Here is a 26621-nt window from a genome sequence, read left to right as displayed (position 1 = left end):
TAGGTTTCATGTCTGCCCTGCCCACGCAATCAACTCCCCCCGCCGTGGAACACATGGTCGTCTGCGGCGACGACGCCCTCGCGCGACGGCTCGCCGCCGAACTGCGGAGCGTCTACGGCGAACCGGTCACCCTGGTGGTGCCCCCCGCCGGGCGCACCCCCGGCCCGCCCGTCGTGGGCCGGGCCCGGGCCTCCGCGCTGCTCGGCCGGGTGTCCGCCGCGGTGAACCGGGCCACCGGGAACAACGGCGACCCGGAACCCGGCCTCCCCGACCGGCAGTTGGAGGCCGAGGAGCTGACCGACGAGGTACTCGCCGAGGCGGGGGTGGAGCGGGCCGCGGCACTCGCGCTGGTGCATGACGACGACGAGACCAACATCCGCGCGGCCCTCGCCGCCCGGCGCCTCAACCCCCGGCTGCGGCTGGTGATCCGGCTCTACAACCGACGGCTCGGCCAGTACCTGGAGGACGTCCTCGACCAGGCCGCCGCCCTCGCCGTCCCCGGCTCCGGCACCGGCGCGTTCGACGCGTCCACCACGATCCTGTCCGACGCGGACACCGCCGCGCCCGCGCTCACCGCGGCGGCCGTCGCGGGCAGCAGCAAGGTCGTCCAGGCGGAGGGCCTGCTGCTGCGGGCGGCGGAACGCCCCCCGGCCCGTACGGAGGACCCGGACGACGACGATCCGGCGCTGTGCACCCTGGCCCTGCTCACCGACACCGCCACCGACACCGAGGGACCCGGTACGGCCGTCCCCCAACTGCTGCCCGACGAGGAGAGCGTGGCGGCGGCGCGCGACCGGGGCCGGATCGTGCTGGAGACCGTGTCGTACTCCGGTCCAGCGCAGCCGGTGAGCCGCAGTGTGCCGCTCGGCTCGCTGCTGCCCGCCCGGCTGCGCTGGTCCTTCGTGGGCCTGGTGCTCGCCGTGGTCGCGCTGGCGGTCACGGCGGTCCTCACCACCGGTGAACATCCCCTGCGCGCGGTGTATCTGACCCTGCTCGACCTGTTCTCCATCAACGAGCCCGCGATCGGCGAACCGACGAGCCGTCAGGTGCTGCAACTGTTCTCCGGACTCGTCGGGTTGCTGCTGCTCCCGGTCCTGCTGGCGGCCGTCCTCGAAGTCCTCGGCACCTTCCGCAGCGGGTCCGTGACCCGGCGCCCGCCCCGCGGGGTGTCCGGACACGTGGTTCTGCTCGGTCTCGGCAAGATCGGCACCCGGGTCCTGGCCCGGCTGCGGGAACTCGACATCCCGGTCGTGTGCGTGGAGGCCGATCCCGACGCGCGGGGCATGGCACTGGCCCGCAGACTGCGGGTGCCCGTGGTCCTCGGTGATGTCACCGAGGAGGGCGTGCTGGAGGCGGCGAAGATCCACCGCGCGCACTCGCTGCTCGCCCTGACGAGCGTCGACACGACGAATCTGGAAGCCGCGCTGTACGCCCGCTCGGTCGACCCCCGGCTGCGGGTGGTGATGCGGCTGTACGACGACGACTTCGCGACCGCCGTCTACCGCACCCTGCGGGCCGCCCACCCCCGGGCGCTGACCCGCAGCCGCAGCGTCTCCTACCTCGCCGCGCCCGCGTTCGCCGGGGCGATGATGGGCCGGCAGATACTCGGGGCCGTCCCCGTCGAGCGCAAGGTGCTGCTGATCGCCGCCGTCGATGTGGCGGGCCATCTCCCGCTGGAGGGCCGTACCGTCGCCGAGGCGTTCCGCCCCGGGGCCTGGCGGGTGCTCGCCCTGGACACGGCGGCCCGGGAGCGGGACGGGGACGGCCCGCCGCCCGCCCGCGCGGACCGGGCGGCGGGCCTGGTGTGGGACCTGCACCCCGGGTACGTGCTGCGCGCCGAGGACCGGGTGGTGCTGGCGGCCACCGGCCGGGGTCTCGCGGAACTGCTGGGCCGCCGCCCCCGCCGGACGGTCCCGGCGCCCGGACAGGGCGGCTGATGTGACGGCCCGGCGGGAACCGCGCGGGGGCCGGTGCCGTCCTTCCTGACGGACCAGGCATCAAGAACGCGTAAAGATTGCCGGAATCCGGAAATGAATTCGGGCGGACACGCATGGAAACATGGGCCGCACCGGCGGGCATCGCCCGTGCCGGTGCCGTGCACAAGGGGGAGGTCGCGGTATGACCTGGTTTCTCGGTCTGGGGATCGCGGGGCTCGCGCTGCTCGTCCTCGCGCTGGTCTTCGACGGGATCCTCGAAGGGCTGTTCGGCGGGATCAGCGTGCTGGACGGCCTCTTCGACGGACTGCTGTCGCTGCCGGTGGTCGCCGGATTCGTGTCCATGCTCGGCTTCACCGGCGCGATCGTGCTGGGGTCCACGGGCCTCGGGGTCGTGCCCGCGACGGCCGCCGGTGCCGCGGCCGGGGTCACCGCGGCCTGGCTGACCGCGCGGTTCAGCCGGTCCCTGATGCGGGACGACGGCCCGCCGGTGCCCCGCGGGGAGGATCTGGTGGGCAGCGCGGGAAGCGTGGTCACCCCGATCCCCGCCGACGGCTACGGCGAGGTCATGCTCAGGCTCGCCGGTCAGCCGGCGAAGTACTCCGCCCGCAGCGCCGTCCCGATCGCCCGGGGTGCCGAGGTCTGGGTCGAGTCGGCGCCCACCGCCACCTCGGTGGTCGTCCGGCCGGTCCGTACCGGGGAGCGCTGACCCGCCGGAAGCGGTCCGCCGGTCCGTCCACCGTACGTCCGTCCATGTCAACCGTTCGAACTGCCGTCCCCGGAAGGGCAGTGGGGGGTCTCCATGAGTCCAGTCCTCATCTCCGTCATCGGAGTCGTCGTACTCCTCGTCGTACTCGCGCTGGCCGTCGTCACCCGCTACAAGGTGGCCGGACCCAGCCAGGCGTTCATCGTCACCGGCCGGCGTGGCAAGAAGTCCACCGACCCGGACACCGGCCGGATCTTCACCGACAACAGCGGCCAGAAGGTCGTGGTCGGTGGCGGTGTGTTCGTCGTGCCGTTCGTCCAGCAGAAGTTCGTGCTCGACCTGTCCAGCCGGCACATCCCCATCTCGGTGCGCGGCGCGGTGACCCTGCGCGGGGTCAAGGCCAACCTCGAAGGCGTCGCCATCGTCAAGGTCGGCGGCACCGAGGACTCGATCCGCGCCGCCGCGCAGCGGTTCCTCCAGCAGCAGGGCGGCATCGTCGGCTTCACCCAGGAGGTGCTGTCGGGCGCGCTGCGGTCCATCGTGGGCCGGATGTCCGTGGAGGACATCATCCGGGACCGGGCCGCCTTCGCGAGCCAGGTCGCCGAGGAGGCCGAGGCGAGCCTGTCGGGCCAGGGCCTGGTGCTGGACGCCTTCCAGATCCAGGACATCACCACCGAGGGCTCCTATCTGGAGGACCTCGGCCGCCCCGAGGCCGCCCGCGCCAAGCAGGAGGCCGACATCGCGGAGGCCGTGGCCAGGCGCGCGGCCGAACAGGCCCGGCTGAAGGCCGAGGAGGAGATCGCGGTAGCGCAGCGGACCCTGTACCTGAAGCAGGCCGAGATCAAGGCGCAGACCGACGAGGCCGCCGCCCAGGCGAACGCGGCCGGCCCGCTGGCCGAGGCGGCCCGCCGGCAGGAAGTCCTGATGGAGCAGGAGAAGGTGGCCACGCGCCAGGCCGCGCTCACCGACCGGGAGCTCGACACCAAGATCCGCAAGCCCGCCGACGCGGCCCGCTACCAGGCCGAACAGGAGGCGGAGGCCCGCCGGATCGGTCTCGTCAAGGAGGCGGAGGCCGCGGCCGAGCGGGCACGTCTCACCGGTGAGGGCGAGAAGGCCCAGCGCTCGGCGATCGCCGACGCGGTACGGATCGAGGGTGAGGCGGAGGCCGCCGCGATCGACGCGAAGGGCGCCGCGGAAGCGGCGGCCATGCGCAAGAAGGCGGACGCCTTCGCGCAGTACGGGGACGCCGCCGTGCTCCAGATGCTGGTGCAGGTGCTGCCGGAGGTCGTCGCCAAGGCGTCCGAGCCGCTCAGCGCGGTGGAGAAGATGACCATCATCTCGACGGACGGCGCGGGTCAGCTGTCCCGGACGGTCACGGACAATGTCGCGCAGGGCGTCGAACTGCTCAGCGCGACGACCGGGGTCGATCTGGCCGCGCTGCTGAAGAACGCCGCCCGCAAGGCGGAGGGCGCGCCCCCGGCGGAGGTGTCGGCCTCCGTCAACGGGAAGATCGAGGTGAGCGACTGATCCGCCGTCCGTTCCCGGTCCGGCCGCGGGCCGGGTGACCGGGGCGGCCGACGGGGGGTGGGACGGTCATCGGAGCGATCTGGTGGCCGTCCCGTCGTTCCCGCGGTGTCAGCGCCCCGGCGGGCGGTGGGTCACAGCCGCCAGCCGCGCTGGGTGTTCACCGTCTTGGTACCGCCCCAGCGGAACCTCAGCTGCTCCGCCGAGGCGCCGTCCGGAAGGTCGAAGACCACCCAGGCGGTGACCTGTTCACCGAGGAGCAGCTCTCCGCTCCCGTCCATCGTGTCGCCGACGGTGAGCTTCTCGACCTTGGTGACAGGGCGGTGGGAACGGCCCTCGGAGTCGAGGACCGACAGGGAGTTGCCGAGGATGCCCTCGTAGGTGTCCCAGCCGGTGTTGGCGAAGGCCACCCGTACGGCCTCCCAGTGGTGGCCGGTGGCCGGGCCCGCTCCCCCGCCGGGCGCCGGGAGCGCGCCGACGAGCACGGACTTGGGGGTCACCGTGAGCTGGTACTGGGGTCCGCCGTCCTCCTCGGAGTCCGAGCCGGGGGCGCTGAAGCGGCGGCCGTCCCCGAGGAACGCGGCGCCGTACGACCCGGCTTGTTCGCGGACCCCGGACGGCACGGCGGCGTCGGCTCCGGAGAGCGCGCCGGGGGCCCCGGCGGCGGGGCGGGGTGCGGTGTCGGCGCCCTTGCTGTCCTTCCCGCACCCCGTGCAGGTGAGAGCGATCAGGACAGCGGAGGCGCCGAACGCGGCGAGTGAGCGGTGCACGTGGGCATCATCGCCCGGCGCGGGCGCGGCGCGGCCGAGGCGCGGCTCACCCGTGCGGGTGATTCCTCCGATGGATCACACCGGGCTCACCGCTTCCAGGCGCCCCGGGCCGCGGCGTCGCGGGCGTAGTCGGCGAAGTCGCGCGGCGGCCGGCCGAGCGCTTCCTGGACGCCGTGCGCGAGGTGGGCGTTGCGTCCGTCGGTCAGCAGCCCGATCAGCTCGGTGAGGTCGAGGGGCAGTCCCTCCTCGATCAGGGCGGTCCGGAAGGCGTCCATGGTGGCGGGGACGTAGCGGATCTCCCGGCCCAGGGCGCGGGTCAGGTCCGCCGCGGCGTCCGCGAAGCTGAGCAGCCGGGGGCCGGACACCTCGTAGGTGCGGCCGATGTGCCGGTCCTCGGTGAGCGCGGCGACGGCCACGTCGGCGATGTCGTCGGCGTCCACGAACGGCTCCACCGCGTCCCCGGCGGGCAGGGCGATCTCACCGGAGTGCACGGCGTCGGCGAAGAGTCCCTCGTCGAAGTTCTGGGCGAACCAGCTCGCCCTGATCACCGTCAGTTCCACACCCGACTCCCTGACCTTGTCCTCACTGTGCCGGGCGCCTTCCTCACCACGCCCCGACAGCAGCACCACGCGTCGCACCCCGCGGGCGGCGGCCGTCCGGGCGAAGGCTCCGACGGCCTCGGCGGCACCGGGGATGCCGAGGTCGGGGTAGTAGGTGAGGTAGACGGCGCCGACACCGTCCAGCGCGGCGTCCCAGGTCCGCGGCGACTCCCAGACGAACGGCGGCCGCCCGGAGCGGGAGCCGATCCGGACCGGCAGGCCCCGGGCCGTCAGCCGCTCGGCGACCCGGCGGCCGGTCTTGCCGGTCCCCCCGACGACCAGGGTGACCCGGTCCGCGTCGGCGGGATTCCGGGTGGCGGCGTCGCCGGCGCTCTGAATGGTGCCGTCGCCGAGGTGCTGGGTGGCGGCGTGGTGGTGCGAGTTCCCCGTGTTCATGATGGTCCGTCCTGTCCGTGCGGCATGGCCGATCCGGGGGGCGATCCGCGCCGCCCCTTGGCCGTACGACCACTCAACCGCCCCGTGCTCCGCTCGCCCATGGCCATGGGGCTCACCCGCATACGCGAGCGTCCACCGGGCGGAGGACCGGCGCGGGCCGGGTGCCGGTCCGGGTCCGCGCCCTGCCCTGCCGGGCCGTGCCGACCACCGCATCGGCCCCGTGTCGACGGCGGGCGTACCCCCAGCCGGATCAAGCCGATCTGCGGGGCGCGCCGTCCGTTCCTACGGTGGCTGAATGGTCATCAGACACGTTTCGCGCGCCGTCATCGCCCGTTCCGTGGCGCTCGCGCTCGGTGCCGCGCTGCTGTTGCCCGTGCCTGGGGCGGCTGCCAGGTCCCGGGAGCCGGAGCCACCCCGCCCCCGGCCCCTGCCCGCCCGCAGCCAGCTCGACCGGCCGGGCACCCAGGCCAACCCGGGCGGCCCCGGGACCGCCGCGCCCCCGTCGGACCTGTCCGCGCTGTCGTGGATCGTCGCGGACGCCCGGTCCGGCGAGATCCTCGCGGCCCGTGACGCGCACCGCAAGCTGCCGCCCGCCTCCACCCTGAAGGCCCTGTTCGCCGTCACGGCCCTGCCGCATCTGCGGTCGGGAGGCACCCATACGGTCACCGACGGCGAACTGGAGGGCATCGGGTTCGGCAGCAGCATGGTGGGGGTGGAGGCGGGCTACCGGTACCGGGTGGACGATCTCTGGCGGGGCGTGTTCCTCAGTTCCGGCAACGACGCGGTACGGGTCCTCTCGGCGATGAACGGCGGCTTCGCCGCGACGGTCCGCCAGATGCAGGCCAAAGCCCGTTCGCTCGGCGCGCTGGACACCAAGGTCGTCTCCCCCGACGGGTACGACGCGGAGGGGCAGGTGTCGTCCGCGTACGACCTCGCGGTCTTCGGTCGGGAGGGGCTGACCGATCCGGAGTTCATCCGGTACGCGTCGACCAAGCTGGCGGACTTCCCCGGCGGCCGGGTCACCTATCCGATCCAGAACACCAACCGGCTGCTGACCGGGGCGGACGGGGTCGACGCGTACCGGGGGCTGATCGGGGTCAAGAACGGCTACACCACCAACGCGGGCAACACCCTGATCGCGGCGGCCGAGCGCGACGGCCGGACCGTGATCGCCACGGTGATGAATCCGCAGGACGGCGGACACGCCGTCTACGAGGAGGCGCGGGCGCTGCTCGACTGGGGCTTCACCGCAGTCGGCCGGGTCCGGCCGGTCGGCTCCCTGCTGCCGCCGCCCCCGCCGCCGCGACCCGCCCCGGGCGCGGTCAGCCCCTCGGCCGCGGCGCCCTCGCCCCGGCCGCTGGCCGTGTCGGTGGCGCAGCAGGGGGAGGTCGCGGAGGGGGACGGAGGGTGGTCCACGGGGTCCGTCGTGGGGACGGGGGCGGTGCTCGCGCTGGTCGGGGCGGCGGTGTTCCGCGCGCGTGCGCGGGGGCGGCGGGGTGCGAGGGGGGAGCACTGAGTCGCCCGGTGAGCCCTTGCGGTTGCTCGCGGTGCTGGGTTTCCTGTGCTGGGCGTACTTGTCCCTGTGCCGTCGCTCGTGGGGTGCGCAGTTCCCCGCGCCCCTTTGGTCTCCTGTGCTGGGCGTACTTGTGCCCGTGCGGGTCGTTCGTGGGTGCGCAGTTCCCCGCGCCCCTGGGTACTCGGGGCTGGATGTACTTGTTCCTGTGCCGTCGCCCGTGGGTTTTGCGCGGTTCCCCGCGCCCCTGGATGCTGCCCCATTGCGGTCGCCCTCCGGGTGCGGGTCGCCCTCGTGCTTTGCGCGGTTCCCCGTGCCCCTGAGGTGCTGCCCCGGTCCGTTGTTCGTCGGGTGCGGGTCCGCTCTCGTTCTTGGGCGGTTCCCCGCGCCTCTGGGGTCTGCGTCCGTGGGCGTACTTGTTCCTGTGCGGGGTGCTGTGCAACCTCCTTGGGGTGGTGGTCGTCTGAGGGAGGACACGGGGCGGGACGTGGGCGTACGGGGGATGTTCGTCGTCGGCCGGTCGGGTCCACCCCACGATCAGGAACAGGGGAACCAAGTGATGCGTGTACGTACCGTTCTCGCGGCGTCCGCCGCGGCCACCGCTCTCGCCCTCACCCTGCCCGCGAGCCTCGCGGTCGCCGCGCCGCAGGGAGCGCAGGCGGCGCCGGTGCCCCTCTGCCGGGAGGGCAAGGTGACGGTCGAGGCGAGCAGGACCGACCGCCCCCATGTCATCCATGTCCGGGTCAGGAACAACGGCGACCGCACCTGTGCGATCGACCGGATCCCGACCGTCACGTTCGGCGCGCTGGACGGTGCCGCGCAGCCGGTGCCACCCACCGAGAGCAGGCCGTACCGCGTCGGGGCGGGCAAGGCGGCGTACGCCACGGTCCGTACGATCGCCCGGACCGACGACCCGGCCGCGCGCGTCGTACGGTCCGTCACCGTCGCGGCGGACCCGTCGCACCGGGGCAAGGCGTTCAGCGCGCGGTCCCTCGGCGCCCCGCATGGCGTCAAGGTGTACGAGCCGGTGACCACCTGGTGGCACACGACGCAGGGCCGGGCCGACCGCGCGCTCGACCGGGCGACCTGATCCGGACGGGCGCCGGACTCGCGTCCGGCGCCCGGACGCGCCACTCTGGTCGCAGTTGTCCGCGAGGGAAGGAACACCGCAGATGAGCCGGCCGACCGAAGCCGTCACCGTGACCGACGTACCGGAGCAGCAGCGTTACGAGGCCCGGACCGGTGACACCCTCGCGGGCTTCGCCCAGTACATCCGCACGGCGGAACTGATCGCCTTCGTGCACACCGAGGTGGATCCGGCGTTCGAGGGCCGCGGGGTCGGTGGCGCGCTGGTGCGGGCGTCGCTCGACGCGGCGCGGGCCGCCGGGACCTCGGTCCTGGCCGTGTGCCCGTTCTACTCGGGATGGATCGCCCGGCACCCGGAGTACAAGGATCTGCTGTACTCCGGGCAGAGCAAGGTCAGCGACTGACGGCCGCGCCGGACCGGAGCGGACCGACGTGAGCGGGCACGGGAGCGGGGCCAAGGGCGGCGGGGACACCACCGGACCGGACGGCGGTCCCGGGGTCCGGCTGTCGTCGGCGCGCGGGCGCTGGGTGATGAGCTGTGTCGTCCTCGCCTCCGGGATGGCGATGCTGGACGGCACGGTCGTCAATGTCGCCCTGCCCCGGATGGGCCGGGACCTCGACGCGTCCCTGTCCGGGCTCCAGTGGGTCGTCAACGCGTACATGCTGACGCTGTCGGCGCTGCTCCTGCTGGGGGGCGCGCTGGGGGACCGGATCGGCCGCAAGCGGACGCTGGTCATCGGCGTGGTGTGGTTCGCGGTGGCGTCCGCGCTGTGCGGGATCGCCCCGGACGACGCGACGCTGATCGCCGCGCGGGCGCTCCAGGGGGTGGGCGGCGCGCTGCTGACCCCGGGTTCGCTGGCGCTGGTGCGGTCGACGTTCCATCCCGACGACCAGTCGAGGGCGGTCGGCGCGTGGTCGGGGCTGACCGGGGTGGCGGGCGCGCTGGGGCCGTTCCTCGGGGGCTGGCTGATCGACGGGCCCGGCTGGCGGTGGATCTTCCTGATCAATGTGCCGATCGCGGCGGTCGTCATCGCGATCGCGCTGCGGCACGTCCCGGAGAGCCGTGACCCGGCCGCCGCCGACCAGCGGTTCGACGTGCTGGGCGCGGTGCTCGGCGCGCTGTGCCTGGCCGGGATCAGTTACGCGCTGATCGGCGCCTCGGGCGACACCTCGGACACCGCCGTCGTGTTGTCCGCGCTGGGCGGTGTGGTGGCGGGTGCCGCGTTCGTGGTGGTGGAGCGGCGGGGGGCGGCCCCGATGCTGCCGCTGTCGTTGTTCCGTTCCCGGCTGTTCAGCGCGACCAACGCGATGACCCTGTGTCTGTACGCGGCGATCGGCGGCGTCCTGTTCCTGCTGCCGGTGCAGTTGCAGACGGGCCTCGGCTGGGACGCGCTGGAGGCGGGGACGGCGACCCTGCCGATCACGGTGCTGATGCTGCTGCTCTCGGCGCGCGCGGGTGATCTCGCCCGCCGGGTCGGGCCGACACTGCCGCTGGTGACCGGTCCGCTGATCGCGTCGGCGGGGGTGCTGCTGATGCTGCGGGTGCATCCCGGTTCGACGTACGTGGCGGACGTGCTGCCGGCGGTCGTGGTGCTCGGCGCGGGGATGAGTCTGTTCGTGGCGCCGCTGACGGCCACGGTGCTGGCGTCGGTCGAGCCGTCGCACGCGGGGCTGGCGAGCGGGGTGAACAACACGGCGGCGCGGATCGCGCAGTTCCTGGTGGTCGCCGCGCTGCCGTTGGCGGTGGGGCTGTCGGGTGACGCGTACACCTCGGCGGACGCGGTCAACGCGTCGTTCCACCGGGCGGCGATCGGCTGCGCCGCGCTCTTCGCGCTCGGTTCGCTGACCGCCGTGCTGCTGATCCGGCCGACCGCGGTACGCGGCCGGGTACGGGACGCCCCCGAGCCGCTGTGCCGGTCGAACATGGCTGCCAACTGTCCGCCCCTGGAGCCGGGGCCGCGCGAGGCGGGGCGGACGGGGTCCGGGGAAGGACAGCGCGGGACCGGCGGCTGAGGACACCGCCGCGCGGAAAACGCCGTGGGCCCCACCGCTGGAGAAGGATGCGGTGGGACCCACGGCCGGGCGAGGAGCGGACCAAGGAGGGGGAGTTCCGCCCGCCGCCCGAGGAGGATGGCTCAGTTGTCGCGCTGCTTGCGGAAGCGGCGGTGCAGCAGGGTGCCGCCGAGCAGCGCGAGGGCGGCGGGGGCGGCGAGGGCCAGCGGGTCGGCGCCGGTCTGGGCGAGCGTGGCCGAGTCGGCGGGCGCGGCCGGGGCGGCCTTCTCGTGGTCGTTGTCCGGGAGGACGGTGGCCGGGGTCTTCGACTCCTCCTCCGGCGCGACCTTCACGGGCTCCTTCACCGGCGGCTTGGGCACGACGGGCCGCTCCGGCGGGGTCACCGGCTTCTGCGGGGGCTTGGGTCCGGAGACGTTCTCCGAGTGGTTGCCGAACACCGGGTTGCCGATGCCGACGACGTTGACGGAGTTCCCGCTGACGTTGACCGGGAGGTCGATCGGGAGCTGCACACCGTTCCCGGAGATCACCCCGGGCGAGCCGACGGCCGCGCCCTCGGCGGTGGCGCCGCCGCCGTTCGCCGCGTTCGTGCCCGGCGTGGCCGACCCGCCGGGCTTCTCCTGCTCCCCGTATCCCTTCGCGGTGGTGCCGCCGCCGCGGTTCGCGCAGGTGTTGCCCGCCGCCGGGTTCAGGAGACCGACCACATTGACGGTGTTCCCGCACGCGTTGACGGGGACGTGCACCGGCAGCTGGACCGTGTTCCCGGAGACCGCGCCGGGCGAGCCCACCGCCGCGCCGTTCGCGGTGGAGTCCGCGTGGGCCGGGCCGGCGCCGACGACGGCACCTCCGGCGACGGCCACGGCGATCAATCCATTCCGGGCAACCCGCTTCATCCGTTCCCTGCCTTCCAGACGTCGTCGCGGGCACTCACCCGCACTGGAGAAAACGCCGGAGAACGGTTCGAGTTATGGCCAAACGGGCTTTCACCCCATCGAGTGGCGGTCCGGTCGAACTGACCCACGTCGCCACGGCGAGCGAACGACCCGCCGCCCGGGGCCCGGATCCCGCGCCGCTCCCGGTGCCCGCACGGCGATCGGCGCTCCGCGCGTCACCGCGTCATATGAGCGGCGACGTCTATAGGCTGCGGTCGGCCCGGCCGGTCGCGCACGCATTCGATGTCCTGGCGACCCGGTTCGGCGCCGGACACCGCGACCGCGCACCGACGGCGACAGGGAAGAGCGGCCATGAGCGACATCGTCGACCGGATCAACGACGTCCACCGCGAGGTCGGCGGCCGGACCGTCCCCGAGGGACGGGCCCGTACGGTGCTGCTGCGGCGCGCGTACGACTTCCCCGCCGGGGACGTCTGGGACGCCTGCGCCGACCCCGAACGGATCAGCCGCTGGTTCCTGCCGGTCAGCGGGGAGTTCTGGCTGGGCGGGGACTACCGGCTGGAGGGCAACGCGGGCGGGCGGATCCTGGCCTGCGAACCGCCCCGGCTGCTGCGGGTGAGCTGGCTGTCCGGCCCCGACCCCGGGTTCGGCGAGGTGGAACTGCGGCTCACCCCCGAGGGCACGGAACGGACCGTCCTCGCACTGGAGCACGCGGCGGTGGTCCCCGACGGGACATGGGACCGGTACGGGCCCGGCGCGACAGGCGTCGGCTGGGACCTCACCCTGCTCGGACTCGGACGGCATCTGCGGACCGGGGCGGGCGCCCTGGAGTCCGGGGAGTGGCAGGACTCCCCCGAGGCGGTGGAGTTCATGACCCGCTCCAGCGCCGCCTGGGGCGCGGCGCACCGGGCGTCCGGCGCGGAACCCGCCGCCGCCGGGGCCGCCGCGCAAGCGACCCTGGCGTTCTACGTACCCTCCGCCGGGGGCGAGGGGACCCCGGGCGCCTCCTGACCCCGGTGGGGCCTGCGCTCAGCCGCCGACGACCCGGGCGAGGGCCAGCGAGGCGTCCTCCTCGACCCCGGTACGGAACTCCCGGTCGTAACTCTCGTCGCCCAGTGCCTCGCGGGCCGCCCGCTCGCATTCCTCACGGATCGGGCCCAGCTCCGGGGTACCGCGCTGGGCGTGGCCGACCGCGCGCCAGTACGCGAGGCCGGTGCCCGCGAGCCGGGCGGCGGAGTTGTTCTCGCCGCCCGCGGCGAGCGCGGCGGCCAGCAGGTCGAGGCCCAGGGCGATACCGAAGGTGTCACCCAGCCTGCGCTTGCCGTCGAGCATGGCCCGCGCGTGCTCCGCGGCCTCCTCGGGCCGGTCCTGGAACAGCGCGATCAGCGACAGCTGGTAGTAGGTGTAGTTGCGGGCCCAGTACTCGCCGCGCGACACACAGCCGCGCCGCAGCTTCTCCGCCTCGGCCGTCGCCTGGTCCAGCTGCCCCGACCCGGTCAGCGCGAAGATCCGGACGAGATGGCAGCGCAGCACCGACGCCGACGCGAACGGCCCGTCGGGCGCGGTCGCCAGGGCCCGGTCCGCGACGTTCCCGGCGGCCAGCGGACGGCCCGACAGCAGATGGGTGATGCCGAGGAGGTACGCGGCGGATCTGCGGCCCTCCAGATCGTCATCGCGCTCCGCCTCCTGGGCGCAGAGCTCACCCAGCAGCCGTGCCTTGTCGTGCTCCCCCTGGAGCAGCGCCGCGCAGCCGAGCGCCCATTGCGCGCGGGTACGCGTCGGGCCGGGCACGCCGTACAGCGCGAGCGCGGACTCCAGATAGTCGCGTGCCTCGTGCAGATGGCCGCAGCACGCCCAGAAGAAGCCGACGCGGGACGCCATCTCGGTGGCCGCGTGCGGATCGGTCGTGAGCAGATGGTCGAGGGCCGCGCACACATCGGGATGCGCGGCGGCGAGCCTGCGGTACCAGCCCGCCTGGCCGGGGCCGAGCCAGCCGTCGTCGGCGCGGCGCACCAGATTGAGGAAGGCGCGGGCGTGCCGCCCCTCGGCGGCCTTCTCCTCGCCGAGTTCGGCGAGCCACATCCGGCCGTACTCCCGGACGGTGTCGAGCATCCGGAAGCCGTTGCCGCGCCGGGACACCACGGACTTGGCGACCAGTCCGGCCAGCGCGGGCGCCACCGCGTCGGCGCGCAGCGGGCCGCCCACGCAGACGGCCCGCGCGGCGGACTCGTCGAAGGTGCCGCGCAGCACCGAGAGCCGCGCCCACAGCAGCCGTTCGAGCGGGGCGCACAGCTCATGGCTCCAGCCGATGGCGGTACGCAGCGACTGGTGGCGGGCGGGGCTCACCGGTTCGACGGTGTCCAGCGCGGACAGCGCGGTACGCAGCCGCTTCTCGACCTCCTCGACGGTGCCCTCGCGCAGTTGGGCGCCCGCCAGCTCCAGGGCCAGCGGGATGCCGTCCAGGCGGCGGCAGATCGCGGCGACGGCCCTGGTCTGCTCGGGGCCGTCCAGCCGCAGGCCCGGGGCGGCGGCACGGGCCCGGTCCGTGAAGAGGGTCAGCGCGTCGCCGTCGAAGGGCAGCGGACCGACCTCGAACCGCATCTCACCCGGGATACCGACGGGCTGACGGCTCGTCGCGAGGATCGTCAGTCCGGGGCAGGCCGTGAGCAGATCGCCCGCGAGATCGCGGCAGGCGTCCACCAGATGCTCGCAGGAGTCGAGGACCAGCAGCATGCGTTTGTCCGCGAGCCACGCGCACAGCGCGTCCGCGGGCATCCGGGGGGTGTGATCGGCCAGGCCGGACGCGTCGGAGACCGTCGCCGCGAGCAGCCGCTCGTCCTGGAGCGGCGAGAGATCCGCCCAGGCCACCGTGTCGGGCGGCCCGAGGACCCCCGTCGTGACGGCGTGCAGGGCAAGCCTCGACTTGCCGACACCGCCGGGGCCCGTCAGGGTCACCATTCGGTGCCCGGCGAACGCCTCGGCCAGCCGTGACAGTTCGGACCTGCGTCCGACAAAGCTCGTGGACTCGTCAGGAGTACTTCGCACCACGAGGACAGTGTGGACCAGCTCACACCGCGGCGCACCGTCCGTCGTGGAATGCAGCCGGAAACGGTCACACGCCACGCTGAGTTGACCGATACCCGCCCTGACCAGTCAAGGGCTTGCCGATCGCCCGCAGCGGGAAGGGGTTCTGGTAACGGGTGGTGGGGGCGCCGTCAACTCCCCGTTCGGGTGGGATCTTCCACCGCCCACGGGCCATAGGTCATCCGGGCCAACCGGGCCCGTAGCGAGAGGAGTGGTCAGCATGCGCGCGCAGAAGCGTTGCGGTGGTCGCACGGCACGTGTCGAATTCGTGCTGCCGGGCGGCTCCGCGTCGGCGGGCCGGGCCAGGCAGCTCACCCGGGCGTTGCTCGCGGAGGGGTGCGGCCGGCCGTCGGACCGGCTGCACGATGCCCAGCTCGTCGTGTCCGAGCTGGTGTCCAACGCCACCCGGGCCGCGCGTGGGCCCTGCCGGCTCCGGCTGCGGCTGGACGCCCACGAGTTCACGGTGGAGGTGCACGACGACAGCCCCGAGCGGCCGTCGCTGCGTGCGCCGTCGGCGTCGGCGGAGTCGGGGCGGGGGCTGGCCCTCGTCCACGCGTTGTCCCGGCACTGGTGTGTCGTGGGCGACCGGCGGGGTGGGAAGACGGTACGGGCCGTACTCGCGCTGGACTGAGTTCCTCAGCGGGTCGCCTTCGCTTGCGCTTTCGAGGTCCGTCCGGGTGGGCGCACTTCGTTGCTGTGCCGTCGCTCGTGGGTTTTGCGCAGTTCCCCGCGCCCCTTTGGGGCGCCCCCGGCCGGTTCTTCGGGTCGGTGCCGGTCGGGATTCTCCGTCCTCGCTCCAACGCGCTCGGTCGGACATCCCTCATGCCCGACTGAAGAGCATCGGAGTCTGCGGGCAGAGATTCCCGCCCACCCCCTCCCGTAGCCATGCGACTGCACGAGGAGGATGGTTCAACCCCGTCCCCGCAGACAGAGAACAGCCTCAGGAGGCGCCCCCAAAGGGGCGCGGGGAACTGCGCGAAGACGAGGACCGGCCCGCACCCGAAGAACAAGCCCGAAGGGGCAGCATCCAGGGGCGCGGGGAACTGCGCGAGCAACCAGGAGCCACCCGCAGCCGAACGAGAACCGCAAGGGGCGCACCCTAGGGGCGCGGGGAACTGCGCACCCACGGGCAACCCGCACAGGGACAAGCGCGCCCAGCCGGACAGACCTCAGAAGCGCTAGCGAAGGCGGCCTGCGGGGAACTGCGCACCCAACGGACGACCCGGACAGGAACAAGTACGCCCAGCCGGACGGACCTCGGAAGCGCTGGCGAAGGCGGCCTGTCAGAGGGTGCCTGTGACTGTCACGGTGATCTCGATGGTCGGGGTGCCGTCGGGCTCCAGGAGGGTGCGGGCCGCCGTCCGCGCCACGTCCCGGACCGCGCGGCTGACGTCGACCGCGCGATGACCCCGCAGCGTCGTCAGCTTGACGTCGATCCGCCAGCCGCGCCCGTCCGGCGCGGGAACGGCGCGCACCCCGGCCGAACCGACCGGGCGGGCCACCGCGCCCCGCAGCAGATCGGTCAGCGCGGGTCGCAGATAGGCGACCCCGGGCAGCGGCCGGACCGCGTCCGCGACCGTCCCCTCCAGCGTCCGCCGGGTGTCCTGCGAGGTCATCGTCGGTCCCTCCCGTCGTCGGCGGCCAGCAGGTCCGTCACGGTGACGTCCACCCGGCCGACGGTGAGCCCGAGGCGCTCCGCGCCGGCCCGTACCGTCGCGGCGCGGACGGCCTCCGCGGCCTCCTGGAGGTTGCGGAGCGCGGACACCTCGACCTCCAGCCGCACCCGTACCGGTCCCCGGGGCACCCCGGAGCCGCTGTCGGCGGGGTCGGCCGGGTGGACCTGGCAGCTCCCGGCCCGGACCCCCGGCAGCGCGTCGACGGCCGCCCGGAAGGTCTTCGCGGCGGCCGATTCCACGATCCACAGGTCCTCGTCGAGATCGCCGAGCGGCAGCGTGCGGCCCGGACGCAGTTCGAGGCGGACGACGTCCATCACCCGCGCGGTGAACCGGGCCGCCTCGCGCGGATCGGCCGTACCCGCCTCGTCGGTGACGCGGGCCCGCTGGACGAGCCGGTCGAGGGTGGTCAGCTCGCGCAGGGCCGCGCCGCAGTGCGGGCAGGTCCGCAGATGGGTGTCCCGCTCGGCCTCCGGGGTGCCCTGGGCGTCCCAGACGGATTCCAGGGACCGCCCGCAGGGCAGCAGTTCACCGGCGGGGCCGTCGGGGGTGCCGGGACCGTCGCCGGACGGCAGCGGGTTCACGTTCAACGCCATGCTCCCATCGACTCCGTCAGTTGGCGCCGTGCGCGGAAGATCCGCCCGCGGACGGCCTGCCGGCTGATGCCCACCGCCTCGGCGATCTCCTCGTACGACAGATCGTGCAGCTCACGCAGGACCCAGCAGGCCCGCTGCTCGGGCGACAGGCCCGTGAGCGCGACCGCCAGGTCGCGCATCGCGGCGTGCGACTCCGCCGTCCGCGCCGGGGAGCCCTCGTGCTCGGGAGCCGGGGGTTCGGCGACGGCGTCCAGGGGCGCCGAGGGACGTCTCGCGCGCAGCACGTTCAGACAGCGGTTGGTGACGATGCGGTACATCCAGGTGCGGAATGCGGCGTCACCACGGTACTCCGGCAGCCGCCGCCAAGCGCTGACGAACGCGTCCTGGACGGCGTCCTCGGCCTCCGCCCGGTCACCGAGCATGCGGGTCGCCAGATTGAGCAGCAGCGGACCGTGGCGGTGCACCAATGTCTCGAACGCCTCCTCGTCGCCCTCCCGGGCCCGGACCGCCAGCAGGGCGTCGTCGGGCGCCCGGCCCGGGGGGTCGGGTCGGTCCGTACCGGCGATGCCGTTCCCGGGCAATCGTTCGCTCCTCTGCACCCGTACGCGGAGAACTCCGCGGACCCCTTGCGACACCGGTGGCCGTGATCCGTCACGCGGCGGCACGTGACGCGACCGCCGGGCTCCGCGTGACGTCCGGCTCCGTCCTGTGTCCAACGGATACGAGGCAGCACAGGCACGGGCCCGGCCGGGCGCGTGGCCCCGGCGCTCCGGCGCCGGGGCCCGCGGCTCCGGTGACCGGGCCCCGGACACGAGGAGCGAGCACCATGGCCACTCAGGAAGTCTCCGGTGGGAAGAAGGGCACCGCGACCGGGACCGGCCCGGCGCGCGGCGGCTCGGCCGAGCACACCACCACCCTCGGCGGCGGGGCGACCGGCCCCGGGGAACCGGCCGCCACCCGGGGCCGGACCTCGATCGCGGACGCCGTGGTCGTCAAGGTCGCGGGCACGGCCGCCCGTGAGGTGCCGGGTGTGCGTGACATGGGAGGCGGTCTCTCCCGTACGTTCGGCGCGGTACGCGACCGGGTGCCGGGCGGGCGGCCCGATGTGGGCCGGGGCGTCAAGGTCGAGGTGGGCGAGCGGCAGGCGGCCGTGGACCTGGGCCTGGTGGCCGAGTACGGGGTGCCGATCGCGGGCCTGGCGCGCGAGGTGCGGGAGAACGTCATCGACGCGGTCGAACGGATCACCGGTCTGGAGGTCGTCGAGGTGAACATCACCGTCCACGATGTCCGGCTGCCCGACGAGGAGGACGACGAGGACGAGGACGGACGCGGGGACGGCTTCGGCTCCCGGGTCGCATGACCGATGGTGTGGCGTGACAGGTGGCCTGACGGGTGGGTGTGGTCGCGTCCAGGGGGGCTGGCGCGTCGCCATGTGGGGCCCGGAGGGGCGTCGGCGGTGGCCGGAACGGGGTGGACCGTCGGGGCCGCCGGGGGCGGCGGTGTGACCGTCACACCGATGGGTCGTTGTTCCGGGTGTCAGGGATGCCGACGCGCTCTCGTACGGCGGGTAGCGGCACACCGTCACCGCCCGGAAGGCCCTCCCCATGTCCACGTACTCGCGGCCGCGTCCCCCGGCCGACCGCTCCCGGCACCATGTCGAACGCGCCGAAGCCGCGCTGATAGGCCACTACGCGCGGCTGGTGAGACTGGCGTATCTGACGCTGCCGCCCGCGCTGGGCCGGCACCGCCGGGTGCTCGCCGCGCACGGGACGGTGCAGCGGTCCCTGCGGGGCGTGCGGCGCGGCCGCCGGGAACCGGCGCTCCCCGCGCAGCGCGGGGAGTCCTCGTCCGACTACGCGTGGGTGCGGCTGCGGGTGCTGCGGGGCGCGCTGGCCGAGGGGACACGGACCGGCTGGTGGCCACCCAGGCTGTCTGCGCGGCACGCCCTGCCGCTGCGGCTGCCCGCGGTGCTCGGGCTGCGGCTCTTCCCCCGGGCCGGGGGCGCCGGGGAACTCGCGCTGGACCAGGCGCTGTCCGAGGTGCGCCCGGAGGTCCGGGCGGCGTTCGCGCTGCTGCTGCTCGACGGCTTGCCGTCCGAGGCGGTGCGCGCCGAGCTCGCGCAGGCCGACGGCCGTGACCCGGGCGGTGCGGTACGGGCGGCCGAGCGGCTGCGGTCGGCCCACGAGGACGCCGGGGCGCTGCTGCGGTCGGAGGAGTTCGATCCGTGCACGGTGCACACCCGGCCCACCGATCTCATCCGGCGCCGCCGCCGCGCCCGGTTCGCGGCGATGACCGGGGCGCTGGCGGTGCTCACCTGCACCGCGCTCGCCGTCACCTCCGGCCCGCCCGACCAGGGCCGGACCGCCGCCCCGGTGGCCGGGCCCGGTTCCGCCGTGGTCGATCCGGCGCGTCTCGTGCGTGCGGGCCACGGCGGCTGGGCGGACTCGGCCCGGGTCGATTTCACGGTGTGGCCTAGCCCGGGGTTCCCGGGCCGGGGACCGCGCGCTGCTCGGCCGGGCGCTGGGCGCCTGGGCGTCGCCCGCCGGGGACGTGACCGTGTCCGCGGCGTCCGGCACCACCGCCGTACCGCCGTCGGCGCCCGCGCGGCTCCTGTACGCGGGCGAGGCCGACGGCGACGCGGTGGTGCTGCTGCACGACGGGCAGCGGCTCGCCCGCTACACCGAGCCGGGGCCGGGCGGTGGCGGCCGGGCACTGGATCTCGCGCGGGCGGACGACGCCGATGTGACGTCGGCCGCGGCCGTGGCCCTCACCCGGGGCGGCGGGTCCGTCCGGTATCTGACGGCACCGTGGATCGCGACGGCCGCGACCCGTGATCTGCTGGATCCCGACGCCCCGGCCCAGGCACTGGAGGTCGCCGCCGACGGTGTGACACCGGCCGTGCCGCGGCCGATGGCGGGCGGGGGATGCGGGGAGTCGTGGCCCGCGCTCCAGTTGCGTTCCTCCCGGCGGATCGTGGAGCGTCATTCGTTCCTCGTCACGGACCTCGGCGACCTCTCCCCCGTGCACCTCACCTACACCCCGCCGCCCGGCCGCGGGGCGCCCGCGCGGCAGCCCCGGGAGGCGACGAGCGGTCCGGCGCTGGTGAGCTGGGCGCGGTCGGTGTGTCTGCTGCGGGGGATGCGGGGCACGGGCGTACGGGCCGTGAACGACTGGGCGTTCGCGGAGCAGGATCTGCCGGAGGAGGCGGGCCGGGCCGTGTGGACGTGCACCCGGGTCGACACCTGGCGCGGTCCTGGCGACATCCTGGTGCGGTTCCGGCCCCCGGCGCGTGCGCTGACCGCGCCCGGCACGGTGGTGGCCCGGCGCGCGGACACGGCGGCGTGCGGCCGGTTCGGTCAGCACATGGTGGCTCAGGCGCGCTGGCAAGCGCCGTCGGGGCGCTGGTACGTGCTGGCGGCGGGCAGCCGGGCGGTGACCCGGATCGAGACGGCCGGGTCGGTGCGGGAGACCTCGGCGGGCACGACCCTCGCGGTACCGGCGGGCCGGGAGGCCCCGGTCACGGCGTCGGGCCTGACCCGGGACGGCGACACCCTGCGGGCGCTGGGCACGGGTTGACGGCCGACGGGTCTCCTGGAAGGGGGACCCGTCGGCCGTCAGCGGCCGTCAGTGGCCCCGGCGGAGCCATTCGTCCAGTTGGGGGGCCTCGGCGGCGATCGTCGTGCTGTCGCCGTGGCCGGTGCGGACCACGGTCTCGCCGGGCAGGGTCAGCAGCTTGGCGCGGATCGACTCCACGATGGTCGGGAAGTCGCTGAAGGACCGGCCGGTCGCGCCGGGGCCGCCCGCGAACAGGGTGTCCCCGGTGAAGACCGTACCCAGCTCGGGGGCGTACAGGCTGACCGCTCCCCGGCAGTGGCCGGGGGTGTGCAGGACGCGCAGCACGGTGCCCGCGACGGTGATCTCCTGGCCGTCGGCCAGTTCGCCGTCGGGTGCCCGGTCGGGGTGGGTGAGCCGCCACAGTTCGGTGTCGGCGGGGTGCAGCAGGACGGGTGCGCCGGTGCGGTCCGCGAGGGCGGGGGCGGCGTCGACGTGGTCGTCGTGAGCGTGGGTGCACACGATCGCGACGAGCCGCCGGTCCCCGAGGGCCTCGGCGATCGCGTCGGCGTCGTGGGCGGCGTCGATGACGACCGCCTCGGAGTCGTCACCGACGATCCAGACGTTGTTGTCGACGTCCCAGGTGCCGCCGTCCAGCGAGAACGTGCCGGAGGTGACGAGGCGGTCGATGCGCGCGGCCATCAGAGGACCACCACCGAACGCAGGACGTCGCCCTGGTGCATCCGGGTGAACGCCGCCTCGACGTCGTCCAGCCCGATGGTCTCGGTGACGAACGCGTCGAGGTCGAGCCGCCCCTGGAGATAGAGGTCGATCAGCATCGGGAAGTCGCGGGACGGCAGGCAGTCGCCGTACCAGGACGACTTGAGGGAGCCGCCGCGTCCGAAGAAGTCGAGGAGCGGCAGATCGATCCGCATCTCGGGGGTGGGGACACCGACGAGGACGACCGTGCCCGCGAGATCGCGGGCGTAGAACGCCTGCTCGTACGTCTCGGGCCGGCCGACCGCCTCGATCACCACATCGGCGCCGAAGCCGCCGGTCAGTTCGCGGATCCCCTCGACGGCGTCGGTGGAGCGGGAGTTGACGGTGTGGGTGGCGCCGAGGCCGCGCGCGGTCTCCAGCTTGCGGTCGTCGATGTCGACGGCGACGATCCGTCCGGCTCCGGCGAGCCGGGCGCCGAGGACGGCCGCCGCGCCGACCCCGCCGCAGCCGATGACGGCCACCGAGTCGCCCCGGCCGACGCCCCCGGTGTTGATCGCGGCACCGATCCCGGCCATCACCCCGCAGCCGAGGAGTCCCGCGGCGGCCGGGGAGGCGGCCGGGTCGACCTTGGTGCACTGTCCGGCGGCGACCAGGGTCTTCTCCGCGAAGGCGCCGATACCGAGCGCCGGGGAGAGTTCGGTGCCGTCGGTGAGGGTCATCCGCTGACGGGCGTTGTGGGTGTCGAAGCAGTACTGGGGACGGCCGCGCCGGCAGGCGCGGCACTGACCGCAGACGGCCCGCCAGTTGAGGACGACGAAGTCGCCGGGGGCGACCTCGGTGACGCCCTCGCCGACGGACTCGACGATCCCGGCGGCCTCATGGCCGAGGAGGAAGGGGAAGTCGTCGTTGATGCCGCCCTCGCGGTAGTGGAGGTCGGTGTGGCAGACCCCGCACGTCTGGACCTTGACCACGGCCTCACCGGGTCCGGGGTCGGGCACGACGATCGTCTCGATGCGGACCGGTTCGCCCTTCGCCCGCGCGATGACGCCCCGCACCTGCTGCGCTCCCATGCCCGTCCTCATTCCTTCGGTCGTGTGGTGGCCGACGGTCGCGTCGGCCCGCCCGTGTGGAGCGTAACGTTTCCGCCGGAAGCGGGAACACCCGGACGTACCCGCCGGGCGTCGTCGGTCACCGGTGCGGGGGCAGCACCTAGGCTGGGCGGGTGCGCGGTCCTGCGATGCGTTCCCCCGGCCGGGACGAGGCCGTACTGGCGGCCGATGTGCTGCTGCCGGTCGACATGACCCTCGGGGTGGTCCTGGTCGCCCTTCTGCTGCTGGCCGCCACGACGGCCGCCGTGTTCCGGCTGGCGCCGGACGGGTCGCGCGGCCGGGCCCGGGACATCGCGTTCGCGGGCGGCCGGGCCGCGGCGCAGCTCGCGGCCGTGTCGCTGGCCATCGGCTGGGTGGTGCGGCACCTTCCCGCCACGTTCGCCTTCCTGCTGCTGATGTTCGCCGTCGCGGTCTGGACCGCCGGGCACCGGATCACCCCGGACCGGGGCTGGTGGTGGGCGGCGGTCCCCGTCGCCGGGCCGGTGGCGCCGCTGGTCGCCGTGCTGCTGGCGATCGGGCTGCTGCCCGCGCGGGGGATCGCGATGATCCCGGTGACGGGCATCCTCATCGGCGGCGCGCTCACCGCGACGGTGCTGGCCGGCCGCCGGGCGCTGGACGAGCTGACGGCCCGTGCCGGTGAGGTGGAGGCGTGTCTGGCGCTGGGGTTCCTGGAGCGGGACGCGCGGCTGGAGATCGTCCGCCCGGCCGCCTCGGACGCGCTGCTGCCGGGCCTGGACCAGACCCGTACGGTCGGTCTGGTGACCCTGCCGGGCGCGTTCGTCGGGATGCTGCTGGGCGGCGCGTCCCCGGTCATGGCGGGCGCGGTGCAGCTCTTCGTGCTGATCGCGCTGATGGCGGTGCAGACCATGGCGGTGGCGATCACCGTGGAGCTGGTCGCGCGGGGACGGCTGCGGCGGCCCGCGCCCGGTGCGGGAACCGGGGCGCGCGTGCGTTCGTGAATACTGCCGGGAGGCTCGTCGGAGAGCCGAGCGGAGTGCGACAGAGGGGAGTCCGCCATGGCAGTCGGTGCCGCCCGGATCGAGGGGAACACCGTGGTCCTGGGAGGGGTGCGGGTCCGGTTCATCCGTACCCTGCGCCTGCCGGAGACGGGAACGCATCCGCTGCCGCCGGGGCTGGGCGAGTTCCCGGTGCGGCGGGTCGAGGACCACCTGGACACCGTGCCGTCGGAGTGGCGGGCCAGGGGCGGGGTGATGCTTCCCGTGTTTCTGCGGGAGGCCATGTGGCTGAGCTTCGCGGGCACCGACGAGCCGTCGGCCCTCCAGGTCGGGGTGGGCAAGGTGTGCGCGGTGTCCGGCGAGCGGTGGACCGGTGCGCTGGCGCGGCGCCCGCAGAACTATCTGACGCTGCCCCGCCAGCCGTGGCTCGACGGCATCAACTCCGGCCGGGGCACGGTCCGTCAGTTCGTGGCCGTGCCGCTGGGGATGGGGGCGACGGTCGAGGGCCAGGTGACGGGCGAGGAGACCGTGGGCGGTGTGCAACTCCAGGCGTTCGGGCTCGGGGAGGCCGCGCACCGCGCGTGGCAGGCGGAGCGGGAACGGGCCCGGCTGATACGCCCGCGCATGGAGACGGCCATGTACGGGGCCCCGCCCGGGGCGCTCGCGGCGCCGGGTGCCGTCGGGGGCGGTGCCCCGCCGCCGCGCGCCGGGCGGGGCGCCGGAGGCCGCGCGGGGCGCGGCCGCGCCCCGGGCGCGGTCGGCGGCGATGGGGCTGGGCGCGGGCGGTTCGATGCGGCAGCAGGTGTTCGAGGACGACCGGCCGCTGTCGGACTGGGCCGCGGAGCCGTCGGCACGGACGTTCGTCCATCTGGTGACGGCCCCGGAGTGGCGCCGGATCACCGGCGAGGCCGCGCCGCCGTCGCCGGTGGACCGGGCCGCGTACACGGCCGCGGGGCTGCCGTGGTTCGACCACTACGACGAGAGCGCCACCGATCTGGCTCCCCCGCGAGCACTCGGTGACGTCAGGCCGGTCGGGGACTGGATCGGCGACGACCACACACCGTGGCAGGCGCCGGGCGCCCATCAGGTACGACCGCTGGGCGACCCCCGGCCGGGGCGGCCCGTGCGGGACGGGGACTGGTAGACCGCGTCCGGTCCGCATATATGGGGCGCGCCCCGTCCGCGTGGGTTGCGCGCCCCGGGGGCGGGCCGGAGGCTGGGGGGATGCTGTTCGAACGGCTGGCCCGGGTGTCGCGGGAGGTGGCCGCCACCTCGGCGCGCTCCCGCAAGACCGCGCTGCTCGCGGAACTGTTCCGCGGGAGCGCGCCGGACGACGTACCGGTGGTGATCGCGTACCTCGCCGGACGGCTCCCCCAGGGGCGGATCGGCGTCGGCTGGAGCGTGCTGCGTCACCCGGTGCCGCCCGCGTCCGTGCCGACCCTCACTGTCCGCGCGGTGGACACCACGATGACCGGTCTCGCCGCGGTGTCCGGGGCCGGGACGCGGGCCGAACGGACGCGGCTGTTCGGTGGGTTGATGGCCGCGGCGACCGAGGAGGAGCAGCGGTTCCTGCTCGGGCTGCTGACCGGTGAGGTACGCCAGGGCGCGCTCGACGCGCTCGCGGTGGAGGCGTTGGCGGCGGCTTCCGGAGCCCCGGCGGACGCGGTGCGGCGCGCGGTCATGCTCTCCGGTTCGCTCCCTGAGGTGGGGCGGGCGCTGCTCGCCGACGGGCCGGCCGCGCTGGCGTCGTTCCGGCTCACGGTGGGACGGCCGGTGCTGCCGATGCTCGCGCGGAGCGCGGTCTCGGCGACGGAGGCGGTGGACGCCCTCGCGGACGGCGGGCCGTGCGCGGTGGAGGAGAAGCTGGACGGTATCCGGGTACAGGTGCACCGGGACGGCGACGAGGTCCGGGTGTACACCCGCACCCTGGACGAGATCACCGCCCGGCTGCCCGAACTGGTCGCTCTGGTGAGGGAGTTCCCGGGTGACCGGTTCATCCTGGACGGTGAGGTGCTCGCGCTGGGCGCCGACGGGCGGCCCCGGTCGTTCCAGGAGACGGCCGGACGGGTCGGTGCCCGTCTCGATGTGCCGTCGGCGGCGCGTTCGGTGCCGCTGTCCCCCGTCTTCTTCGATCTGCTGGCCCTCGACGGCCGGGAGTTGCTGGATCTGCCGCTGGCCGAGCGGCACCCGGAGCTGGCGCGGCTGGTCCCCGCCGTGTCCCGGGTGCGGCGGACGGTGGTGGACGCGGCGGACGGCCCGGGGGCGCGGGAGACGGCGGAGGTGTTCCTCGCGCGGACGTTGGAACGCGGCCATGAGGGGGTGGTCGTCAAGGGGCTCGGCGCGCCGTACAGCGCGGGCCGCCGGGGCGCGTCCTGGCTGAAGGTGAAGCCGGTGCACACCCTGGACCTGGTGGTGCTGGCCGCCGAGTGGGGTCATGGACGGCGCACCGGCAAGCTGTCGAACCTGCATCTGGGCGCCCGCGGCCCGGACGGCTCCTTCGTGATGCTGGGGAAGACGTTCAAGGGGCTCACCGACGAAACGCTGGCCTGGCAGACCGAGCGGCTGCGGGAGATCGCCACCGGTGACGACGGGTTCGTGGTGACGGTCCGGCCGGAACTGGTGGTCGAGATCGCCTTCGACGGGCTCCAGCGCTCCACCCGTTACCCGGCGGGCGTCACCCTGCGGTTCGCGCGGGTGGTGCGCTACCGGGAGGACAAGAGCGCGGCGGGGGCCGACACGCTGGACGCGGTCCTCGCGGTCGGCGCGGCGCGACACGCTCGGAGCGGCGGCCCGGACTCCGGGGGCGCTCCCGGGGGCTGACCTCGTGATCGTCGCCCGGGGGGAGCGGGGGCACAGATGTACGTGAGGACGAACCGGGCCGGGGAGGGACAGACTTGGGCCCATGACGGTCAAACGCAGCGCGGGGCTGCTGCTGTTCCAGCGGCGCTCCGGTGGCCCGGAGGTCCTGCTGGGGCATATGGGCGGGCCCTACTGGGCGCGCAAGGACGTCGGCGCGTGGGGCGTGCCGAAGGGTGAGTACGTACCGCCGGAGTCGGCGTGGGACGCGGCCCGTCGGGAGTTCGAGGAGGAGTTGGGGATCGCGCCGCCGCAGGGCGCGGCGATCCCGCTCGGTGAACACACCCAGCCCGGTGGCAAGATCGTGACGGTGTGGGCCGTCGAGGCCGATCTGGACCCGGCGTCGATGGTCCCCGGCACGTTCACCATGGAGTGGCCGCCGCGGTCCGGCCGGATCGGTACCTTCCCCGAGCTGGACCGTGTCGCCTGGTTCGGACTCGGTGCCGCGCGCGAGGCGATCGTCCGGGGCCAGACCCCGTTCCTGGACCGGCTGGCCACGCGTCTCGGGGGCTGACATCGTGGTGCGCGAGCGATGCGATCGCGCCACCGCCCGAATGGCGGCATCACGCTAATTCACCGTCACCAGGTGTAACGACCATCACACCGGGTAACGGCAATTCCCGACGTACCACCGGTCCACACCA

22 protein-coding genes and 2 pseudogenes are annotated in these 26621 nt (G+C 74.4%); 15 read left to right on the top strand and 9 right to left on the bottom strand.

Annotated features, from left to right (window positions below; translation table 11 throughout):
- Positions 1-53 precede the first annotated feature (53 nt).
- The 3 genes from OG711_RS33820 (at position 54) to OG711_RS33810 (ending at position 4167) form a co-directional block, all read left to right on the top strand.
- The gene (locus OG711_RS33820) at positions 54-1937 is read left to right on the top strand and encodes an NAD-binding protein (protein WP_073794594.1); all 1884 of its coding nucleotides are present in this window, start codon (positions 54-56) and stop codon (positions 1935-1937) included.
- A gap of 181 nt (positions 1938-2118) precedes the next feature.
- On the top strand, positions 2119-2643 hold the full coding sequence (locus OG711_RS33815; RefSeq protein ID WP_329562378.1) for a hypothetical protein: 525 nt from the start codon (positions 2119-2121) through the stop codon (positions 2641-2643).
- Positions 2644-2736: 93 nt separating this feature from the next.
- Complete coding sequence (locus tag OG711_RS33810) at positions 2737-4167, top strand: flotillin family protein (protein WP_073794599.1); 1431 nt, start codon at positions 2737-2739, stop codon at positions 4165-4167.
- A gap of 131 nt (positions 4168-4298) precedes the next feature.
- Here OG711_RS33810 and OG711_RS33805 read toward each other — a convergent pair whose 3' ends face one another.
- Positions 4299-4934: a hypothetical protein gene (locus tag OG711_RS33805; RefSeq protein WP_073794601.1), complete on the bottom strand. Its 636-nt coding sequence runs from the start codon at positions 4932-4934 to the stop codon at positions 4299-4301.
- 86 nt (positions 4935-5020) lie between these two features.
- Positions 5021-5929 (bottom strand): Rossmann-fold NAD(P)-binding domain-containing protein, encoded by a 909-nt coding sequence (locus tag OG711_RS33800; protein ID WP_329562376.1) that lies wholly within the window; start codon positions 5927-5929, stop codon positions 5021-5023.
- Positions 5930-6224: 295 nt separating this feature from the next.
- On the opposite strand from OG711_RS33800, the gene OG711_RS33795 reads away from it, so the two are divergent.
- The 4 genes from OG711_RS33795 to OG711_RS33780 all read left to right on the top strand — a co-directional run bounded on the left by OG711_RS33795 (position 6225) and on the right by OG711_RS33780 (position 10541).
- Entirely contained in the window at positions 6225-7445 is a 1221-nt protein-coding gene (locus OG711_RS33795; RefSeq protein ID WP_073794604.1) for a D-alanyl-D-alanine carboxypeptidase family protein, read from the top strand.
- A gap of 556 nt (positions 7446-8001) precedes the next feature.
- Positions 8002-8532, top strand: coding sequence for a DUF4232 domain-containing protein (locus tag OG711_RS33790; protein ID WP_329562373.1), 531 nt, complete (start codon positions 8002-8004; stop codon positions 8530-8532).
- Positions 8533-8614: 82 nt separating this feature from the next.
- Entirely contained in the window at positions 8615-8932 is a 318-nt protein-coding gene (locus tag OG711_RS33785) for a GNAT family N-acetyltransferase (protein WP_073794609.1), read from the top strand.
- Between the two features lie 127 nt (positions 8933-9059).
- Entirely contained in the window at positions 9060-10541 is a 1482-nt protein-coding gene (locus OG711_RS33780; protein WP_329564214.1) for an MFS transporter, read from the top strand.
- Positions 10542-10663: 122 nt separating this feature from the next.
- Here OG711_RS33780 and OG711_RS33775 read toward each other — a convergent pair whose 3' ends face one another.
- Positions 10664-11431, bottom strand: a complete 768-nt coding sequence (locus tag OG711_RS33775) for a chaplin (RefSeq protein ID WP_187337531.1) — start codon at positions 11429-11431, stop codon at positions 10664-10666.
- 351 nt (positions 11432-11782) lie between these two features.
- On the opposite strand from OG711_RS33775, the gene OG711_RS33770 reads away from it, so the two are divergent.
- Positions 11783-12442: an SRPBCC family protein gene (locus OG711_RS33770; protein WP_266512667.1), complete on the top strand. Its 660-nt coding sequence runs from the start codon at positions 11783-11785 to the stop codon at positions 12440-12442.
- Positions 12443-12460: 18 nt separating this feature from the next.
- On the opposite strand, the gene OG711_RS33765 is transcribed toward OG711_RS33770, so the two are convergent.
- Positions 12461-14479: an ATP-binding protein gene (locus OG711_RS33765; protein WP_073795067.1), complete on the bottom strand. Its 2019-nt coding sequence runs from the start codon at positions 14477-14479 to the stop codon at positions 12461-12463.
- 256 nt (positions 14480-14735) lie between these two features.
- Between OG711_RS33765 and OG711_RS33760 the strand changes: the two genes are divergently transcribed.
- Entirely contained in the window at positions 14736-15146 is a 411-nt protein-coding gene (locus tag OG711_RS33760) for an ATP-binding protein (protein ID WP_329562368.1), read from the top strand.
- Between the two features lie 652 nt (positions 15147-15798).
- On the opposite strand, the gene OG711_RS33755 is transcribed toward OG711_RS33760, so the two are convergent.
- From OG711_RS33755 to OG711_RS33745, 3 genes are read right to left on the bottom strand one after another with little or no spacing between them, the layout of a single operon-like run.
- Positions 15799-16131, bottom strand: coding sequence for a hypothetical protein (locus OG711_RS33755; protein WP_073794624.1), 333 nt, complete (start codon positions 16129-16131; stop codon positions 15799-15801).
- On the bottom strand, positions 16128-16784 hold the full coding sequence (locus OG711_RS33750; RefSeq protein ID WP_329562365.1) for a hypothetical protein: 657 nt from the start codon (positions 16782-16784) through the stop codon (positions 16128-16130). The genes OG711_RS33755 and OG711_RS33750 overlap by 4 nt, the downstream gene beginning before the upstream one ends.
- Positions 16775-17365: an RNA polymerase sigma factor gene (locus OG711_RS33745; RefSeq protein ID WP_073794629.1), complete on the bottom strand. Its 591-nt coding sequence runs from the start codon at positions 17363-17365 to the stop codon at positions 16775-16777. Before OG711_RS33745 ends, OG711_RS33750 begins: the two co-directional genes overlap by 10 nt.
- Positions 17366-17610: 245 nt before the next feature.
- Here OG711_RS33745 and OG711_RS33740 point away from each other — a divergent pair, with 245 nt between their 5' ends.
- Positions 17611-18144 (top strand): Asp23/Gls24 family envelope stress response protein, encoded by a 534-nt coding sequence (locus tag OG711_RS33740; RefSeq protein WP_329562363.1) that lies wholly within the window; start codon positions 17611-17613, stop codon positions 18142-18144.
- Positions 18145-18388: 244 nt separating this feature from the next.
- A pseudogene (locus OG711_RS39210) lies at positions 18389-20360 on the top strand (hypothetical protein).
- Positions 20361-20408: 48 nt separating this feature from the next.
- Here OG711_RS39210 and OG711_RS33725 read toward each other — a convergent pair.
- Together OG711_RS33725 and OG711_RS33720 are read right to left on the bottom strand one after the other, a co-directional pair.
- On the bottom strand, positions 20409-21038 hold the full coding sequence (locus OG711_RS33725; RefSeq protein WP_329562357.1) for an MBL fold metallo-hydrolase: 630 nt from the start codon (positions 21036-21038) through the stop codon (positions 20409-20411).
- Entirely contained in the window at positions 21038-22126 is a 1089-nt protein-coding gene (locus tag OG711_RS33720; RefSeq protein ID WP_073794639.1) for an S-(hydroxymethyl)mycothiol dehydrogenase, read from the bottom strand. The genes OG711_RS33725 and OG711_RS33720 overlap by 1 nt, the downstream gene beginning before the upstream one ends.
- A gap of 167 nt (positions 22127-22293) precedes the next feature.
- On the opposite strand from OG711_RS33720, the gene OG711_RS33715 reads away from it, so the two are divergent.
- From OG711_RS33715 to OG711_RS33700, 4 genes and pseudogenes are all read left to right on the top strand, one after another.
- Positions 22294-23124, top strand: coding sequence for an ABC transporter permease (locus OG711_RS33715; protein WP_329564213.1), 831 nt, complete (start codon positions 22294-22296; stop codon positions 23122-23124).
- 57 nt (positions 23125-23181) lie between these two features.
- Positions 23182-24265, top strand: a pseudogene (locus OG711_RS33710) (hypothetical protein).
- Positions 24266-24345: 80 nt separating this feature from the next.
- Positions 24346-25941 (top strand): ATP-dependent DNA ligase, encoded by a 1596-nt coding sequence (locus OG711_RS33705; RefSeq protein WP_329562354.1) that lies wholly within the window; start codon positions 24346-24348, stop codon positions 25939-25941.
- 82 nt (positions 25942-26023) lie between these two features.
- On the top strand, positions 26024-26491 hold the full coding sequence (locus OG711_RS33700; RefSeq protein WP_073794650.1) for an NUDIX domain-containing protein: 468 nt from the start codon (positions 26024-26026) through the stop codon (positions 26489-26491).
- Positions 26492-26621 lie beyond the last annotated feature (130 nt).

The sequence above is a fragment of the Streptomyces uncialis genome (genome assembly GCF_036250755.1).
GTDB classification, from domain to species: Bacteria; Actinomycetota; Actinomycetes; order Streptomycetales; family Streptomycetaceae; genus Streptomyces; species Streptomyces uncialis.
Note: the sequence above shows the minus strand (reverse complement) of the source record. Positions and strands in the feature narration are given on the sequence as shown.